This is a genomic window from Nocardioides sp. T5, from assembly GCF_048161455.1.
In the GTDB taxonomy this organism is placed as follows: Bacteria; Actinomycetota; Actinomycetes; order Propionibacteriales; family Nocardioidaceae; genus Nocardioides.
This window is the reverse complement of the sequence record NZ_CP182415.1, coordinates 99583-115509: the sequence shown is the minus strand read 5'-3', so window position 1 is coordinate 115509 and position 15927 is coordinate 99583. Positions and strand designations below refer to the sequence as shown.

Below are 15927 nucleotides of genomic sequence, written 5' to 3'. Positions count from 1 at the left end.
TCACCGGTCCCGCAGCCGGCGCGCGACGTCGCGGATCCGGCCGCCCACCGTGTCGGTGGCGGCGCGGTTGGCGGCCTCCTGCGTCATCACGGTCAGGGCGTCGAGTGCGGCACCGAGCTCGAGCTTGGCGCGCACCCGGTCGGGGTCCCTCCACTTCTCGCCCTCGGCAGGACGGCGCGGGCGGAGGTCCTCCACGTCGCCGACCACGTCGACGCCGCTGCCCTTGATCCACTCGATCCAGGCGTCGGCCTGCTGCTCGGCGAAGTCGTAGCGGTCGGGCGGCAGCCGCACCGGGATCGCCTTGCGGGAGACCAGCACCTGCTGGGCGAGCAGCTCGCGGATGAGGGCGTCGTACGCCGGGTCGCGCCACAGGCCGAGCTCGAGGCGCCGGTTGAGCTTGCGCAGCAGCGAGGTCTCCGCGATGCCGAGCGACCGGTTGTCCCGCTCGGAGTCGAGCGGTGCCCACGCGGGGTCGATGCTGAACGCCCGGCAGAACCGCAGCCACAGCTCGTCGCCGTTGGGGCCGCGGTCGTGCGGGACGGTGACGACGTGCACCCGCTCGGGGGGCAGCCTGGCGCCCCAGCGCTCGAGCACGGTCGGCAGGTCCATCGCGTTGAAGAACCAGGTCTGGCTGCGCTCGACCTTGGTGAGGAAGCGCTTGAAGGGCCACTTGCGGCCCTGCTTGATCGACTCCTGCCAGGCGGCGGGCAGCTGCCGGCCGAGGTCACGCGCGGAGTAGACGAGGTGCACCTCGTGGCCGGCGAGGTCGTTCATCGCCTTGGCCACCTTGTCGGGCTTGGCGCCGGCGAGGATCTCGTGGCTGATCACGACGTTGCCGTCGGCGCGCTGCACGCGCCGCATCATCGCGTCCCACGCGCCCTCGGCGTGCCCGGGCGCGCCGCCCCAGTCCTGGTCGAGCAGGTCGAGCGCCGCCCGGAAGTGGAACATGTCGGACCGCCCGCCGCGCGGGCCCGGGATGGTCACGCCGTGACGCGCCAGGGAGGCGGTGTTGAGCAGCAGCCGGTCCTGCAGGTAGGTCGTGCCGGTCTTGGGGGCGCCGATGTGGAGGTGGACGACGCGGCTCATGGCGCTGATTGTGCCAGTCCCCCACCGAGGGCGCGTACGACGGCGCTGGGGCTGGGGCGGCCGAGCTGGGCGGCCATCCACGTGCTGGTCACGACGGCGGCCTCGAGGTCGACCCCGTGCTCGATCCCGAGGCCGGTCAGCATCCAGACGAGGTCCTCGGTGGCGAGGTTGCCGGTGGCCGACTTGGCGTAGGGGCACCCGCCGAGGCCGCCGGCGCTCGCGTCGAAGGTGGTGATGCCGGACTGCAGGGCGGAGAAGGTGTTGGCGAGCGCCTGGCCGTAGGTGTCGTGGAAGTGCATCGCCAGCCGGTCGGTGCCCACGCCCGCCTCGACGAAGGCGGCGACGAGGGCCGTGACGTGCCCGGCGGTCGCGACGCCGATCGTGTCGCCGATGCTGAGCTGGCTCGCGCCGAGGTCGAGCAGCCGGGTGCCGGCGGTGACGACCTGCTCGATCGGCACCGCGCCCTCCCACGGGTCGCCGAAGCACATCGACACGTAGGCCCGCACGTCCAGGCCCGCCTCGCGCGCCCGCGCCACGGTGGGCTCGAACATCGCGAACTGCTCGTCGAAGGTGCGGTTGAGGTTCTTGGTCGCGAAGGTCTCGGTCGCGCTGCCGAAGATCGCGATGTGCTCGAGCCCGAGCTCCAGCGCCCGGTCGAGGCCGCGCTCGTTGGGCACCAGCACGGGCAGGTGCCGCCCGGCCTCGCCGAGCTCGGCCATCAGCTCGGCGGCGTCCGCGAGCTGCGGCACCCACGTCGGGTGCACGAAGCTGGTGGCCTCGACGATCGGAAGTCCCGCGGCCACGAGGCGTCGTACGAACTCGGCCTTGACCGCGACCGGGACGATCGCCTGCTCGTTCTGCAGTCCGTCGCGGGGGCCGACCTCGTAGATGGTGACCCGCTCGGGGAGGCCGTCGGCTCGCACGGTCATCGGCAGCTCAGCCATCGGCGGGCTCCACGACGAACAGCACGGCGCCGAGCTTGACGAGGTCCCCGGTCGCGGATCCGACCGTGGTGACCGCGCCGGCGAAGGGCGCCTTGAGCGCGAGCTCCATCTTCATCGCCTCCATGACTCCCAGCGTCTCACCCTCGGCCACGGCCTGGCCCTCGGCGACGTGGACCGCGAGGACGGTGCCGGGCATCGGCGCGAGCAGGGTGCCGTCGCCGACCTCGGGGCCGTGGTCGGCGAAGGGGTCGGGGACCTGGAAGACGTGGCGCTGCCCGCGGTGGGCCACCTCGACGGTGCGCCCGACCTGGGTGGCGGTGGCGTCGTGGTGCTCGCCGTCCACCTCCGCGGACACCGAGCCGATGCCGCCCCGTAGCCGCTGGCCGCCGAGCCAGCGGACGGCGTGCTCGCCCACCCGGTCCTCGGTGACCGGGACGGTCTCGTCGAGGCGGACCAGCACGGGCGCCGGGTCGGCGCCGAGCCGGAAGCCGTCGGCGTGCCACGGCGAGGTCGGCGCGTCGACGGCCTCGGCACTCGACGGGGCGAGCATCAGCGCGGCCAGCACTCGCGCCAGCTCGCGGGACGGCGGCTCGACCTCGTGGTGGTCGAGCCAGGCGGTGTCGATCGTGGCCTCGCGGAACTCCGCGGTGTCCGCGAGGGCTCGCAGGAACCCGGTGTTGGTCGTGAGGCCCATGATCGCGACCCGGTCGAGCGCCCAGATCAGGCGGGAGAGCGCCTCGGAGCGGTCGGCTCCCCAGGCGATCACCTTGCCCAGCATCGGGTCGAAGGAGGTGGAGACGTCCTGGCCGGGCTCCAGCGCGTGGTCGATCCGGACGTGCCTCCCGCCGGCGTCGTGGAGGGACGGGCCGAAGCGGGGGGCGCCGGAGCCGAAGTCCGCGCCCCACGACACGTGGCCGGCCCGACCGGCCTGCGGCAGGAAGCCGTTGAAGGAGTCCTCGGCGTAGACGCGGGCCTCGATCGCGTGGCCCTCGAGGGTGACGTCGGCCTGGTCGATGCCGAGCGGCTCACCGGTCGCGACGCGCAGCTGCAGCTCGACGAGGTCGACCCGCTCGCGCCCCTGGTCGGTCCGCACCCGGACGACCTCCTCGGTGACCGGGTGCTCGACCTGGAGGCGGGTGTTCATCTCGAGGAAGTAGAACTCGCCGGTGGCGTTGTCGAGCAGGAACTCGACCGTGCCGGCGCCGGTGTAGCCACACTGCTGCGCCAGCGCGACGGCCGCGCTGGTGATCGCGGTGCGCTGGTCGGGGCTGATCGTGGGCGCGGGGGCCTCCTCCAGCACCTTCTGGTGCCGGCGCTGGGTGGAGCAGTCGCGCTCGAAGAAGTGCAGCACCGTGCCGTGGGTGTCGCCCATGACCTGCACCTCGATGTGGCGGCCGGACTCGACGTACTTCTCGATGAGGATCGTGTCGTCGCCGAAGGACGAGCGGGCCTCGCGCTGCGCGGCCGCGAAGGCCTCGTCGTACTCGCTCGCGCTGCGCACCACCCGCATGCCCTTGCCGCCGCCGCCGGCCGCGGCCTTCACCAGCACGGGGTAGGCGAACGACGCCGGGTCGGTGGCGTCGGGACCGGCGAGGTCGTACGACGGCACGACGGGCACCCCGGCGGCCACGGCGACGTCACGGGCGGCGTCCTTGCGGCCCATCGCGTCCATGACGTCGGCGCTCGGGCCGACCAGGGTGATGCCCGCCTCGGCCAGCGCCCGCGCGAAGGGCGCCCGCTCGGACAGGAAGCCGTAGCCCGGGTGCACGAACCCGGCGCCGGACTCCCGCGCGGCCGCGACGACCGCGTCGATGTCGAGGTAGGACTCCACCCGCACCGCCCGGTCGGCCTCGCCGACATGAGGTGCGCCGACGTCGAGGTCGGTGTGGATCGCGACGGTGCTCCACCCGAGCCGGCGGGCGGTGCGGATGACGCGGCGGGCGATCTCGCCGCGGTTGGCGATCAACAATGTGTTCATGGCTCTCCTGGTCCTTTCGGCCTGGGTCTCGTGACGGTCGCTGGGCGACCTCCTCGACCAACGGTTCCGCTGGTCGAGGAAGGACGAAGTCCTGTCACGAGACCGAGGACCACTACATGCGGAAGATCCCGTACTTCGGCTCGGGGATCGGCGTGTACGCCGTGGCGGCCAGCCCCATCCCCAGCACGCGGCGGGTGTCGGCGGGGTCGATGATGCCGTCGTCCCACAGGCGGGCGCTGGCGTAGTAGGGCGATCCCTGGGTCTCGTACTGCTCGCGGATCGGCGCCTTGAAGGACTCCTCGTCCTCGGCGGACCACTCCTCGCCGCGAGCCTCGAGCCCGTCGCGGCGGACGGTGGCGAGCACCCCGGCGGCCTGCTCGCCACCCATGACGGAGATGCGGGCGTTGGGCCACATCCACAGGAAGCGCGGGTCGTACGCACGCCCGCACATGCCGTAGTTGCCGGCACCGAACGAGCCGCCGATGACGACGGTGAACTTGGGGACCACCGAGCAGGCGACCGCGGTGACGAGCTTCGCGCCGTCGCGGGCGATGCCGTTGTTCTCGTACTCGCGCCCGACCATGAAGCCGGTGATGTTCTGCAGGAAGACCAGCGGGATCTTCCGCTGGTTGCACAGCTCGATGAAGTGGGCGCCCTTGAGCGCCGACTCGCTGAAGAGGATGCCGTTGTTGGCGACGATGCCGACCTCGTGGCCCCAGATCCGCGCGAAGCCGCACACCAGGGTGTCGCCGTAGAGCTTCTTGAACTCGTGGAACCTGCTGCCGTCGACGACGCGGCGGATCACCTCGCGGACGTCGTACGGCGTCCGGGTGTCGGTGGGCACGACGTCGTAGAGCGACTCCGCGGGCTCGTGCGGCTCCTCGACCTCCGCGGCTGCCTCCCGCGCGGGGCGGGCCGGGGGCAGCGTGGCGACCACGCTGCGGACGATGTCGAGGGCGTGGGCGTCGTCGTTGGCGAGGTGGTCGACCACCCCGGAGGTGCGGGCGTGCACGTCACCGCCGCCGAGGTCCTCGGCCGTGACGACCTCCCCGGTCGCGGCCTTCACCAGCGGCGGGCCGCCGAGGAAGATCGTGCCCTGGTTGCGCACGATCACCGTCTCGTCCGACATCGCGGGGACGTAGGCCCCGCCCGCGGTGCACGAGCCCATCACGCTCGCGATCTGCGGGATCCCGGCGGCGGAGAGGTTGGCCTGGTTGAAGAAGATCCGCCCGAAGTGCTCGCGATCCGGGAACACCTCGTCCTGCATCGGCAGGAACGCGCCGCCCGAGTCGACCAGGTAGATGCACGGCAGCCGGTTCTCCGCGGCGATGGTCTGCGCCCGCAGGTGCTTCTTCACCGTCATCGGGTAGTAGGTGCCGCCCTTGACCGTCGCGTCGTTGGCCACGATGACGCACTCACGACCCGACACCCGGCCGATGCCCGCCACCACGCCGGCGGACGGCACCGCGTAGTCGTCGCCCCGGTCTCCCCCGGGTCCACTGTCGTACATCCCGTAGGCGGCCAGCGGGGCGAGCTCGAGGAAGGGACTGCCCGGGTCGAGCAGCCGGTCGACGCGGTCGCGCGCCAGGAGCTTGCCGCGGTCGGTGTGCTTCCTGCGCGCACTCTCCGACCCGCCCTGGCGCACCCGCGCCAGCCGGGCGCGCAGGTCGTCGACGAGCTCGCGCATGGTGGGGGCCGCCCCTGCCGTCGGGGTCTCTGACTCGGACACGCCCTCAGGTTAGCGATCGTTAACCTGGCATGTCCATCGCCGCACCTGCAGCCCGGCGATGGACGCCGGAGCCATCGCTCTACCCTCCGAGCAGGGGAGGGCGGCTGCGCATCGCGCAGGTCTCGTACACCATCCGTGCGGGAATCCGCGGTCACGACACACGGGGCCGAGGGAATCTTTGCCCAAAACTGGGGTAGACACTGCTCCTACCTAGGGGTGTAGCGCCTACGATCTACGATGCAGGTGGGGTGCATCGATCGGGGGTCAGTGGGCCGCTGCGGGGTTGCGGCCCACTGGAGCATCTGGGTGGATCGGGGAGGAACGAGTGATTCCGCTGTCGGACGCGGAGGCGCCGCACCGCCTCATGCCGCTCCCCGCGCCACGGGCACCGTGGGCGGGGTTAGCAGGCACTAACCTCGGCGACGTGACTCCCCGCCGCCAGCAGATCCTCGACATCGCGGCCGACCTGTTCGCCTCCCGCGGGTTCCACGGCGTCTCGGTGGCCGAGCTCGGCGCCGCCTGCGGCATCTCCGGCCCGGCGCTCTACAAGCACTTCGAGTCCAAGGACGCGATGCTCGCCGAGATGATGGTGACCATCAGCGAGACGCTGCTCACCGAGGGACGCGCCCGGGTCGCTGCCGCCGACGGCCCGCGGGAGGCGCTCGAGGCGCTGGTCGAGTGGCACATCGAGTTCGCCCTGGAGCACCGGGCGCTGATCGTCGTGCAGGACCGCGACTGGAGCAGCCTGCCCGACGAGGCACGGGAGCGCGTCCGCTCCCTCCAGCGTGCGTACGTCGACGAGTGGGCCGCGCAGGTGCGCCGCCACGACCCCACGCTGAGCCCGGAGGCCTCGCGCACCCGCGCCCACGTCCTCTTCGGCCTGCTCAACTCCACGCCCCACAGCGGCCGGCTGCCGGACCCGCAGATGCACGACGTGCTGCGCGACATGGCCCACGGCGCCCTCGGGCTCTCCTGAGCCAAGGCCGCGCAGCGGGCTCCTCACCAGGAGTCGAACGGACTCTCCAGCCGCAGCAGGCGCGCGGCCCGGACGGCCGCGTCCTCGGCGACCACCAGGTCGTCGACGTCGTCGGTGGCGTCCGAGTCTCCCCCGGACCCAGCCGCGACGGTCGGCTCGCCGGCCGGCTGCCGGAGCTGGTGCAGGTCGCGCAGCACCCGCTCGCGCGAGAGCCCGCGCAGGTGGGTCAGCACGAACGGATCGGCCTGGATCAGCCAGGCCAGCTGGGTCAGCACCGCCAGCGCATGCGGGCACGGGTCGAGCCACGCCTCACACGTGCAGGCCGAGCCCAGCTCGCCGCCGTAAGGCAGCAGCTCGACACCGGCCTCCTCCACCGACTCGACCAACGCGTGCGGCAGCTGGCCGGCCAGGAGGGCGCCGATGCGTCCCGACTCGGACGCGACGAGCTCGGTGAACGCCGCGGCGTCGTCCTCGGCGAGGACCGGCACGGTGACCTCGACGGTGAACGCGTCCTGGCCCTCGGTCACCGCCGCGACCGCGCCGCCCTCGGTGACCGTGATCGCGCCGACCGCCCCGGCTCGGGCGAGAGCCCGCCCGGCGCGCAGCTCCTTCTCCCCGAAGGCGGCCTCCTCCACGGCGCGCAGCACCGCCTTGCTCCACCAGGTGCCGGTCCCGCCACCCCGCCGCGCGGGCAGCCGGGGATGGGTGGTGCCGTTCATCGTCTCAGCTCGACGAGGTCGCGGAGCTCGTCGTCGGACAGCTCGGTCAGGGCGGTCTCGCCGCGGGAGAGGACCGAGTCGGCCAGGGAGCGCTTGCGGGCGAGCAGCTCGGCGATCTTCTCCTCGATCGTGCCCTGGGTGATGAAGCGGTGCACCTGCACCGGTCGGGTCTGGCCGATCCGGTGGGCCCGGTCGGTGGCCTGGTCCTCGACGGCGGGGTTCCACCAGCGGTCGAGGTGGATGACGTGGTCGGCGCGGGTGAGGTTGAGCCCGGTGCCGCCGGCCTTGAGCGAGAGCAGGAAGACCGGCACCTCGCCGGCCTGGAAGCGGGCGACCATCGCGTCGCGCTCGCGCACCGGGGTGCCGCCGTGCAGGAGCTGGTGCGGCACGCCCGCGGCGGCGAGGTGACGCTCCAGCAGCCGCGCCATGGCGACGTACTGGGTGAAGACGAGGACCGCGCCGTCCTCGGCCATCACCGTGCCGACCAGCTCGTCGAGCAGCTCGATCTTCTCCGAGCGGCCCCGGAGCTTGGGGTTGGGCTGGCGCAGGAAGTGGGCGGGGTGGTTGCAGATCTGCTTGAGGCCGGTGAGCAGCTTGAGCACCAGGCCGCGGCGGGTCTCCTCGTCGGCCTCCTCGATGCGGCGCATCGACTCGCGCACGAGCGTCTCGTAGAGGACGACCTGCTCGCGCGTGAGGCCGAGCAGGTGGTCGGTCTCGGTCTTGGGCGGCAGCTCCGGCGCGACCCCGGGGTCGGACTTGCGGCGGCGCAGCAGGAAGGGGCCGATGAGGTCGGCGAACTGCCTCGCCTTGGTCGGCTCGAGGCCCGACTCGATCGGTCCCGCCCACACCTTGCGGAAGGCGTTGCGGCTGCCGAGCAGGCCGGGGATCGCCCAGTCGAGGATCGACCAGAGCTCGGTGAGGTCGTTCTCGACGGGCGTGCCGGTGAGCGCCACGCGCGCGGTGCTCGGGATCGTCCGCAGCGCCCGGGCCGCAGCCGAGCGGGAATTCTTCACGTGCTGGGCCTCGTCGGCGACGACCAGGTCCCACGCGACCTCCGCGAGCAGCGCGGCGTCGTTGCGCATCGTGCCGTAGGTCGTGAGCACGAAGCCGCCGGTGACGCCGCCCAGGTCGCGGGCGCTGCCGTGGTGACGGCGTACGTCGACTCCCGGTGCGAAGCGACGGATCTCGGCCTCCCAGTTGCCGAGCAGCGACGCCGGGCAGACGACGAGCGTGGGACCACCCGCGCCCGTGTCCCTCCGGTGCAGGTGCAGCGCGATCAGGGTGATCGTCTTGCCGAGACCCATGTCGTCGGCCAGGCAGGCGCCGAGGCCGAGCCCCGTGAGCTCGGCCAGCCAGGTCAGGCCGCGGCGCTGGTAGTCGCGGAGCTCCGCCTGCAGCGCGGCGGGGACGTCGACGAGCTCGCCCGAGGCTGCGTCGCGGACCCGGTCGCGCACCTTCAGCAGGCTCGCCCCGACGACTGCCTCGTAGGGCGAGTCCTCGATGTCGACGACCCCGGTGAGCGTCGCCGCCAGCGCCTGCACGGGCGTCACCGTGCGGATCAGCCGCTTGCGGGCGCGCTTGATCACCGCGGAGTCGACGGCGACCCAGTTGTCGCGCAGCTTGATGATCGGGCTGGTGGTGCGGGCCAGCTCGTCCATCTCGTCGTCGCTGAGCTCGTCGCCGTGCAGCGAGAGCTGCCACTCGAAGCCGAACAGCGCCTGCGGCCCGAAGAGGCCGTCCTGCAGCGGCTCCTCGCGCGTGCCGGCGGGCGAGCGGTGGCCCAGCTCGACCCGCTGGGTGACCTCGCGGTCGAGGTACTTGGGCCACATGACGGGGTGGCCCGCCTCGGTCAGCGCCGCGGCACCGCCGTCGAGCAGCGACAGGATCTCGTCGGAGTCGAGGACGATCTCGTCGGGGACACGCAGGTCGAGCAGCCGGTCGAGCACCGGCCAGGCGTCGGCCGCGGAGCGCAGCGCGATGGCCGCATGGGTGCGGGCGCGCTCGCCGAAGCCGTGCGCGGCCTCCGGGCCGGACTCGGCCCACAGCTCGGAGGCGTCGGCGAGGTGGGCGGGGTTGTCGACGGCGTGGACCTGCAGCACCAGGCGCAGGGCTCCTGCGACCAGCTCCTCCTCGTCGGCCTCGACCCGGAACGAGAGGGAGACCAGGTGCGGTCGGTCGTCGCGCCCCCGCGCGCGGATGCGGGCGATGCGGTGCTGCAGCTCGTCGCTGAACGCGTCGGGGCTCGACGGCTCCGATCGGTCCGCCGGCGCACGAGCCGCCGGTGTCGGGCCCCGGTGGCGCGAGCGCCCCGGGGTGGTCCGGGGCATGGTGTCCACCACCGCGTCGAGCAGCCCCCGCACCATGCCCTCGGCCGTCGCCTCGTCGAACCCGTCCCACGCGCGCGAGCGCGCCAGCTCGGCGATGCGGCGCTCGTCGGCGGCGTCGAGCCCCGCGACCTGCCAGTGCCGCCCCTCGGGGTCGGGGGCGAAGCGACCGGACGCGACCAGCTGCAGGCCCATCAGCGCGGCGCCGGCGAGGAGCGCGACCGACGGGTGCACGTCGGCCTGGTCGCGGACCTTGCCGAGCACCGGCAGCGCGCCCCGGATCGGCATCACGATGGTGCGGCGCTCGTCGGTGAACTCGACCGAGCCCTCCCGGGGCGGCTCGCCCACCAGCAACCTGGCGGGACCGGTGACCGGGACGAGACTCACGTGGCCACCTTCCTGTCCCCGCCGGGCAGCGGACGACAGGGACGCTAACGCCTCGCACCGACAGGGAGTTCCCGAGCCGCTACGGTCGGGCACCATGGACATCTCGGCGCTGCTGGCGGCCCACCCCGTGATCGACGGCCACAACGACCTGATGTGGGCCGCGCGCGAGCAGGCGGCGTACGACTTCTCCCGCCTCGACGTCGGGGCGGGCGGCACCCCGACCCACACCGACCTGCCGCGGATGCGCGCGGGCGGGATGGGCGCGCAGTTCTGGTCGGTCTACGTGCCCACCCTGCTCACCGGGGACGACGCCGTCAGCGCCACCCTCGAGCAGGTCGACGCGGCGCGGGTGCTCACCGAGTGGTACGCCGACCAGCTGGCGTGGGCGACGACCGCCGACGAGGTCGAGGAGGCGTGGGCCTCGGACCGCATCGCGTCGCTGGCCGGCGCCGAGGGCGGGCACTCGATCAACTGCTCGCTGGGCACCCTGCGCGCCCTGCACGCGCTCGGGGTGCGCTACCTGACGCTGACCCACAACGCGAACACCCCGTGGGCCGACTCGGCCACCGACACCCCGGTGGCCGGCGGGCTGACGGCGTTCGGCCGCGAGGTCGTGCGGGAGATGAACCGGGTCGGGATGATGGTCGACCTCTCCCACGTCTCGGCCGAGACGATGCGTGACGCGCTGGAGGTCGCCGAGGCACCGGTCATCTTCAGCCACAGCTCGGCCCGGGCCGTCACCGACAGCCCGCGCAACGTCCCCGACGACGTGCTCGAGGCGATGGCCCGCGGCGGCGGGGTGTGCATGGTGACCTTCGTGCCGAAGTTCGTGAACGCCGCCTGCGCCGACGCCCACCGCGAGCTCGTCGCGGCCGCCGCCGAGGGCGGCATCGCCGAGGCCGACGGCCCGCGGTTCAGCGCGTTCGAGAAGGCCTGGTCGCTCGACCACCCGCAGCCGAGCGCCACGCTCGCCGACGTGGTGGCGCACTGCGAGCACGTGCGCGAGGTGGCCGGCATCGACCACATCGGGCTCGGCGGCGACTACGACGGCGTCGCGACCCTCCCCGACGGGCTCGAGGACGTCTCCACCTACCCGGCGCTCCTGGCCGCGCTGGCCGAGCGCGGGTGGTCGGGCGACGACCTCGCGCGGCTCACCTGCCGCAACACCCTGCGCGTGCTCCGGGAGGTCGAGTCGGTGGCCGCGGACCTGCAGGCCGAGCGCGGCCCCAGCCTGGCCCGCATCGAGGACCTGGACGGCGTACCACCCCTCCACCCGTGAGGGTGACGCAGGCCACCCCGAAAACAATTGCGTCGTTGTCGGACGCAACCAATACCGTTGCCGGGTGACCGACACCCAGACCCAGCCCGGCGCCGCGCAGCCGGAGCACTCCGACAAGCTCGACAAGAGCGTCCTGATGGTGGCCGGCGTGGTCGTCCTCGGCGCGATCATGTCGATCCTCGACATCACCGTCGTCTCCGTCGCGCTCAACACCTTCCAGGAGGAGTTCGACGCGACCGCGGCCGAGGTCGCCTGGACGATGACCGGCTACACCCTCGCCCTGGCGAGCGTGATCCCGCTGACCGGCTGGGCCGCCGACCGCTTCGGCACCAAGCGCCTCTACCTGCTCGCGGTGCTGCTCTTCACCATCGGCTCCGTGCTCTGCGCGGCCGCGACGTCGCTGGAGATGCTGGTCCTCTTCCGCGTCCTGCAGGGCCTCGGCGGCGGCATGCTGATGCCGCTCGGCATGACGATCCTGACGCGCGCCGCCGGCCCCGAGCGGGTCGGTCGGGTGATGGCCGTGCTCGGCATCCCGATGCTGCTGGGCCCGATCTTCGGCCCGATCCTCGGTGGTGCCCTGATCGAGAGCGCCTCGTGGCACTGGATCTTCCTGATCAACCTGCCGATCGGCATCGCCGCGATCGTCTACGCCTGGATCGTGCTGCCCCAGGACCACGTCGAGCCGTCGGAGACCTTCGACTGGCTGGGCATGGTGCTGCTCTCCCCCGGCCTCGCGCTGTTCCTCTACGGCGTCAGCTCCATCCCGGAGGAGGGCACGGCGATGGCCGTGCGGGTGCTGGGGCCGATGATCGTCGGGCTCCTGCTGATCGTCGCGTTCGTCCCGTGGGCGCTGGCCAAGCGCAACATCCACCCGCTCGTCGAGCTGCGGCTGTTCAAGAACAGGAACATGACCGTCGCCGTCATCACGATGACGCTCTTCGCGATCGCGTTCTTCGGCTCCTCGCTGCTCTTCCCGCTCTACTTCATCCAGGTCCGCGGCGAGGGCACCCTCTTCACCGGCTGGCTGCTGGCGCCGCAGGGCATCGGCGCGATGATCACGATGCCGCTCGCCGGGATCCTGGCCGACCGGATCGGCCCCGGCAAGATCGTCCTCACCGGCATCACGGTGATCACCGTCGGCATGGCGATGTTCACCCAGATCGAGGCCGACACCTCCTACGTCTACATCCTCAGCGCGCTCTTCATCATGGGCCTCGGCATGGGCGGCACGATGATGCCGATCATGTCGGCGGCGCTCGCGACGCTGACCTCGCACAACGTCGCGCGCGGCTCGACCCTGCTCAACATCACCCAGCAGGTGGCAGCCTCTATCGGGACCGCGCTGTTCTCGGTGATCCTCACCAACGAGCTGAAGGACTCGCGCTTCGTCGCTGCGGGCAACGCGCTCGCCGAGGCCGGCGGCGACCAGACCCAGGTCGCCGCGATCCTCGACCGCTTCGGCATCTCGCCCGAGCAGCTCGGCGTCCTCGAGCAGCTGGTCACCAACGACATGGCCGACGCCTTCGCGACCGTCTTCGTCGTCGCCACGGTGCTGGTCGCCTGCTGCCTGATCCCGGCGGCGTTCCTGCCCCGCAAGAAGGTCTCCCCGGTCGACGCCACCGCGGTCATGGCCCACTGACCCGTCGTCGTACGTCGGCCGCGGCCCGTCCTCCTGCCGGAGGGCGGGCCGCTGTCGTTCCGCGGCCGTCGGGTGGCCGGACCCCGTCCCTGCCCGGCGATATCTGAGGACGCCGTGGTCGTGATGCGGGCCTCGCTCCGTCCGTGGCGTCCTCAGGTATCCGGCTCGCGGTCCGGCGGGGCAGGCGGCGCGCACGTGCGGCGGATCTCGCCCTCGTACGCCGCTTGGCGGGGCCACCTCCGCCGCACGTGCGGCCGTCGACGACCTGGGGCTGGGGCTGGGGCTGGGGCTGGGGAACCGTCGGGTCCTCGGACGCGCGCCGACACGACCCGACGGTTCCCCACCGCGTACGCCGGGCGCGCGAGCGTCAGACGAACCCGACCCCATGGGTGCGGATCCGCATGACGCTGCGGGCGCCCGACGCCGTACGTCAGACGAACCCGATCCCACAGGTGCGGATCCGCATGACGCTGCGGGCGCCCGACGTCGGGGCGCGACGCGCGAGCGGGCGCCGACCCGGGTCGTCAGCCCTGGGCGGCGAGGGCGAGCGGGAGTACGGCGGAGGCGCCGGCCGCGCGGATCGCGGTCGCGGCGACGGTGAGGGTCCAGCCGGTCGCCACCTGGTCGTCGACCAGGAGGACCGTCGCACCGGCAGGGATGTCGGCATCGAGGCCGCCGCGGCGACGCACGGCCGCGACCCGCTGGGCGGAGTTGGACTGGCCGGCGCGCGGCGGGACCGAGGGGTCGCGGATCGCCCACGTGCCGACGACGGGGACCTGCATCACCCGTGACAGGCCGTCGGCGAGGTCGCGGACGAGGGTGGGCCGGGTCGCTGACTCGACGACGACGATCGCGTCGGGACGCGACGACCACTCGGGCGCCCAGTCCTTCATCACGTCCATGACGGCCTGCGCGAGGCCCGGGGGCACCGGGCCGTCGGGGGTGTCCTCGCGGAACAGCGCGCGCAGCGCCTGACCGTGACCGAGGTCGGTGAGACGGGCGACGGTCCGGCCGGGCTCGGCGCCGGCGGAGATCTTGCCCTTGAGGTCGAGGCCGAGGTTGGCCAGGGCCGTCGGCCACATCCGCCGCGGCTCGAGCACGACGCCGGGACGCGACAGCCGCTGCCCGGCCTCGGCGACCGCGGCCTCGCTGACCGACGTGGACAGGGTCAGGCCGCCGCAGTTGTCGCAGCGCCCACAGTCCGTGGCCTCGGGGTCGTCGAGCTGCTCGCGCAGGTAGCGCATCCGACACTCGGTGGTCCGCAGGTAACCGAGCATCGCCTGCTGCTCGCGCTCACGGGCCTCCGCGACCCGCGCGTAACGCTCGGCGTCGTAGTCCCACGGGCGGCCGGTGGCGACCCAACCGCCCTGCACGCGCTGCACCGCGCCGTCGACGTCGAGCACCTTGAGCATCGACTCGAGCCGGTTGCGGCCGAGCTCGACGCGGGTCTCGAGCGTCGCGGTCGACAGCGGGCGGTCGGACCCGGCCAGGGCGGCCAGCGTCTCGCGCACCTGCTCCTCGCGGGGGAAGCCGAGCGAGGCGAAGTAGGCCCAGATGTCGCGGTCCTCGATCTGCGGCAGCAGCACGACGGTGGCGTCGTCGGTGCCGCGGCCGGCGCGACCGACCTGCTGGTAGTAGGCGACCGGCGAGGCGGGCGCGCCGAGGTTGATCACGAACCCCAGGCTCGCGTCGAAGCCCATGCCGAGGGCGCTGGTGGCGATCAGGGCCTTCACCCGACCGTCGACGAGCGCCTGCTCGAGCCCGTGGCGCTCGTCGGCCTCGGTCTGCCCGGAGTAGGCGGCGACCTCGAGGCCGCGCTCGCGGAGGTAGCCGGCGACCTCCTGGGTGGCCGCGACGGTGAGGCAGTAGACGATCCCGGACCCCGGCTGCTCGGCGAGGTGGTCGGCCAGCCAGGCCAGCCGCTGCTCGGGGGTCTTGAGCTGGACGACACCGAGCCGGAGCGACTCGCGGTCGAGGGTGCCGCGCTGGACGAGGACCTGGTCTCGTGACAGGCCCTGAGGGCCCTCCTCGACCAGCGGAGAATCGCCGTGCACGCCCAACTGCTCGGCGACGTCGTCGGTGACCCGCGCGTTGGCGGTCGCGGTGGTGGCGAGGACCGGGATGCCGGCCGGCAGCTCGGCGAGCAGCGTACGCAGCCGGCGGTAGTCGGGGCGGAAGTCGTGGCCCCAGTCGGAGATGCAGTGGGCCTCGTCGACGACGAGGAGCCCGCAGGTCGCCGCGAGCCGCGGCAGCACCTCGTCACGGAACCCGGGGTTGTTGAGCCGCTCCGGGCTCACCAGCAGGACGTCGACCTCTCCGGCGTGGATCTGGTCGTGGATCGGCTGCCACTGGTCGATGTTGGTGGAGTTGATCGTCACTGCCCGGATGCCCGCGCGCTCCGCGGCCGCGATCTGGTTGCGCATGAGGGCGAGCAGCGGGCTGACGATCACCGTCGGCCCCGCCCCCGCCTCCCGCAACAGCTTGGTCGCGACGAAGTAGACGGCCGACTTGCCCCAGCCGGTGCGCTGGACGACCAGCGCGCGCCGACGGTCGACCGCCAGGGCCTCGATGGCGGCCCACTGGTCCTCCCGGAGGACGGCGTCGTCGCGGCCGACCAGCGCGCGCAGGTGCCGCTCGGCTGCCTCCCGCGCGGAGAGGCGTACGTCGTCGGTCGCGGTGGCGGTCGGGCTGCTCATGCGCCCTGTCTACCAACCGCCACCGACGACCGCACCGCCGCATCCACAGGCCCGGGTCGCGAGCCCGCGGCGGTTTCGTCCCGGGTGGGGTGAGGGCGGGGCCGCAGCGGGGTAGGCCAGTGGGAAACGGTCATCGACGTCGGTAGTCCAGTGGACAAGGGTCGACATCG

At 72.9% G+C, this 15927-nt stretch carries 10 protein-coding genes; 3 read left to right on the top strand and 7 right to left on the bottom strand.

All coding sequences use genetic code 11. The features are described 5' to 3' along the window. From ACNKF0_RS00495 to ACNKF0_RS00480, 4 genes are all read right to left on the bottom strand, one after another. On the bottom strand, positions 1 to 1086 hold the full coding sequence (locus ACNKF0_RS00495; protein WP_299930487.1) for a hypothetical protein: 1086 nt from the start codon (positions 1084 to 1086) through the stop codon (positions 1 to 3). Continuing rightward, positions 1083 to 2030 carry a hydroxymethylglutaryl-CoA lyase gene (locus ACNKF0_RS00490; protein WP_416955027.1) on the bottom strand — a complete coding sequence of 316 codons (948 nt, stop codon included), beginning with the start codon at positions 2028 to 2030 and terminating at the stop codon, positions 1083 to 1085. Before ACNKF0_RS00490 ends, ACNKF0_RS00495 begins: the two co-directional genes overlap by 4 nt. Then, on the bottom strand, positions 2023 to 4008 hold the full coding sequence (locus ACNKF0_RS00485) for an acetyl/propionyl/methylcrotonyl-CoA carboxylase subunit alpha (RefSeq protein ID WP_416955026.1): 1986 nt from the start codon (positions 4006 to 4008) through the stop codon (positions 2023 to 2025). The genes ACNKF0_RS00490 and ACNKF0_RS00485 overlap by 8 nt, the downstream gene beginning before the upstream one ends. Before the next feature lie 112 nt (positions 4009 to 4120). Beyond that, positions 4121 to 5695 carry a carboxyl transferase domain-containing protein gene (locus tag ACNKF0_RS00480; protein ID WP_416958626.1) on the bottom strand — a complete coding sequence of 525 codons (1575 nt, stop codon included), beginning with the start codon at positions 5693 to 5695 and terminating at the stop codon, positions 4121 to 4123. Between the two features lie 466 nt (positions 5696 to 6161). Between ACNKF0_RS00480 and ACNKF0_RS00475 the strand changes: the two genes are divergently transcribed. Then, positions 6162 to 6713: a TetR/AcrR family transcriptional regulator gene (locus ACNKF0_RS00475; protein ID WP_416955025.1), complete on the top strand. Its 552-nt coding sequence runs from the start codon at positions 6162 to 6164 to the stop codon at positions 6711 to 6713. A 23-nt stretch (positions 6714 to 6736) separates the two neighbouring features. Here the strand turns inward: ACNKF0_RS00475 and ACNKF0_RS00470 are convergent, their stop codons facing one another. Both ACNKF0_RS00470 and ACNKF0_RS00465 read right to left on the bottom strand, forming a co-directional pair. Then, positions 6737 to 7432, bottom strand: coding sequence for an SWIM zinc finger family protein (locus ACNKF0_RS00470; protein ID WP_416955024.1), 696 nt, complete (start codon positions 7430 to 7432; stop codon positions 6737 to 6739). Next, positions 7429 to 10143, bottom strand: a complete 2715-nt coding sequence (locus ACNKF0_RS00465; RefSeq protein WP_416955023.1) for a DEAD/DEAH box helicase — start codon at positions 10141 to 10143, stop codon at positions 7429 to 7431. Before ACNKF0_RS00465 ends, ACNKF0_RS00470 begins: the two co-directional genes overlap by 4 nt. Positions 10144 to 10237: 94 nt before the next feature. On the opposite strand from ACNKF0_RS00465, the gene ACNKF0_RS00460 reads away from it, so the two are divergent. Together ACNKF0_RS00460 and ACNKF0_RS00455 are read left to right on the top strand one after the other, a co-directional pair. Then, positions 10238 to 11422: a dipeptidase gene (locus ACNKF0_RS00460; protein ID WP_416955022.1), complete on the top strand. Its 1185-nt coding sequence runs from the start codon at positions 10238 to 10240 to the stop codon at positions 11420 to 11422. Positions 11423 to 11486: 64 nt separating this feature from the next. Next, complete coding sequence (locus ACNKF0_RS00455; RefSeq protein WP_416955021.1) at positions 11487 to 13061, top strand: DHA2 family efflux MFS transporter permease subunit; 1575 nt, start codon at positions 11487 to 11489, stop codon at positions 13059 to 13061. Between the two features lie 524 nt (positions 13062 to 13585). On the opposite strand, the gene ACNKF0_RS00450 is transcribed toward ACNKF0_RS00455, so the two are convergent. Further along, positions 13586 to 15757, bottom strand: a complete 2172-nt coding sequence (locus tag ACNKF0_RS00450; RefSeq protein WP_416955020.1) for a RecQ family ATP-dependent DNA helicase — start codon at positions 15755 to 15757, stop codon at positions 13586 to 13588. Between the last annotated feature and the right edge of the window lie 170 nt (positions 15758 to 15927).

Bases quoted from the DNA above. Each gene is read 5' to 3' on its own strand.
- ACNKF0_RS00495 (WP_299930487.1), bottom strand. From the start codon at position 1,086: ATGAGCCGCGTCGTCCACCTCCACATCGGCGCCCCCAAGACCGGCACG.
- ACNKF0_RS00490 (WP_416955027.1), bottom strand. From the start codon at position 2,030: ATGGCTGAGCTGCCGATGACCGTGCGAGCCGACGGCCTCCCCGAGCGG.
- ACNKF0_RS00485 (WP_416955026.1), bottom strand. From the start codon at position 4,008: ATGAACACATTGTTGATCGCCAACCGCGGCGAGATCGCCCGCCGCGTC.
- ACNKF0_RS00480 (WP_416958626.1), bottom strand. From the start codon at position 5,695: ATGCGCGAGCTCGTCGACGACCTGCGCGCCCGGCTGGCGCGGGTGCGC.
- ACNKF0_RS00470 (WP_416955024.1), bottom strand. From the start codon at position 7,432: ATGAACGGCACCACCCATCCCCGGCTGCCCGCGCGGCGGGGTGGCGGG.
- ACNKF0_RS00460 (WP_416955022.1), top strand. From the start codon at position 10,238: ATGGACATCTCGGCGCTGCTGGCGGCCCACCCCGTGATCGACGGCCAC.
- ACNKF0_RS00450 (WP_416955020.1), bottom strand. From the start codon at position 15,757: ATGAGCAGCCCGACCGCCACCGCGACCGACGACGTACGCCTCTCCGCG.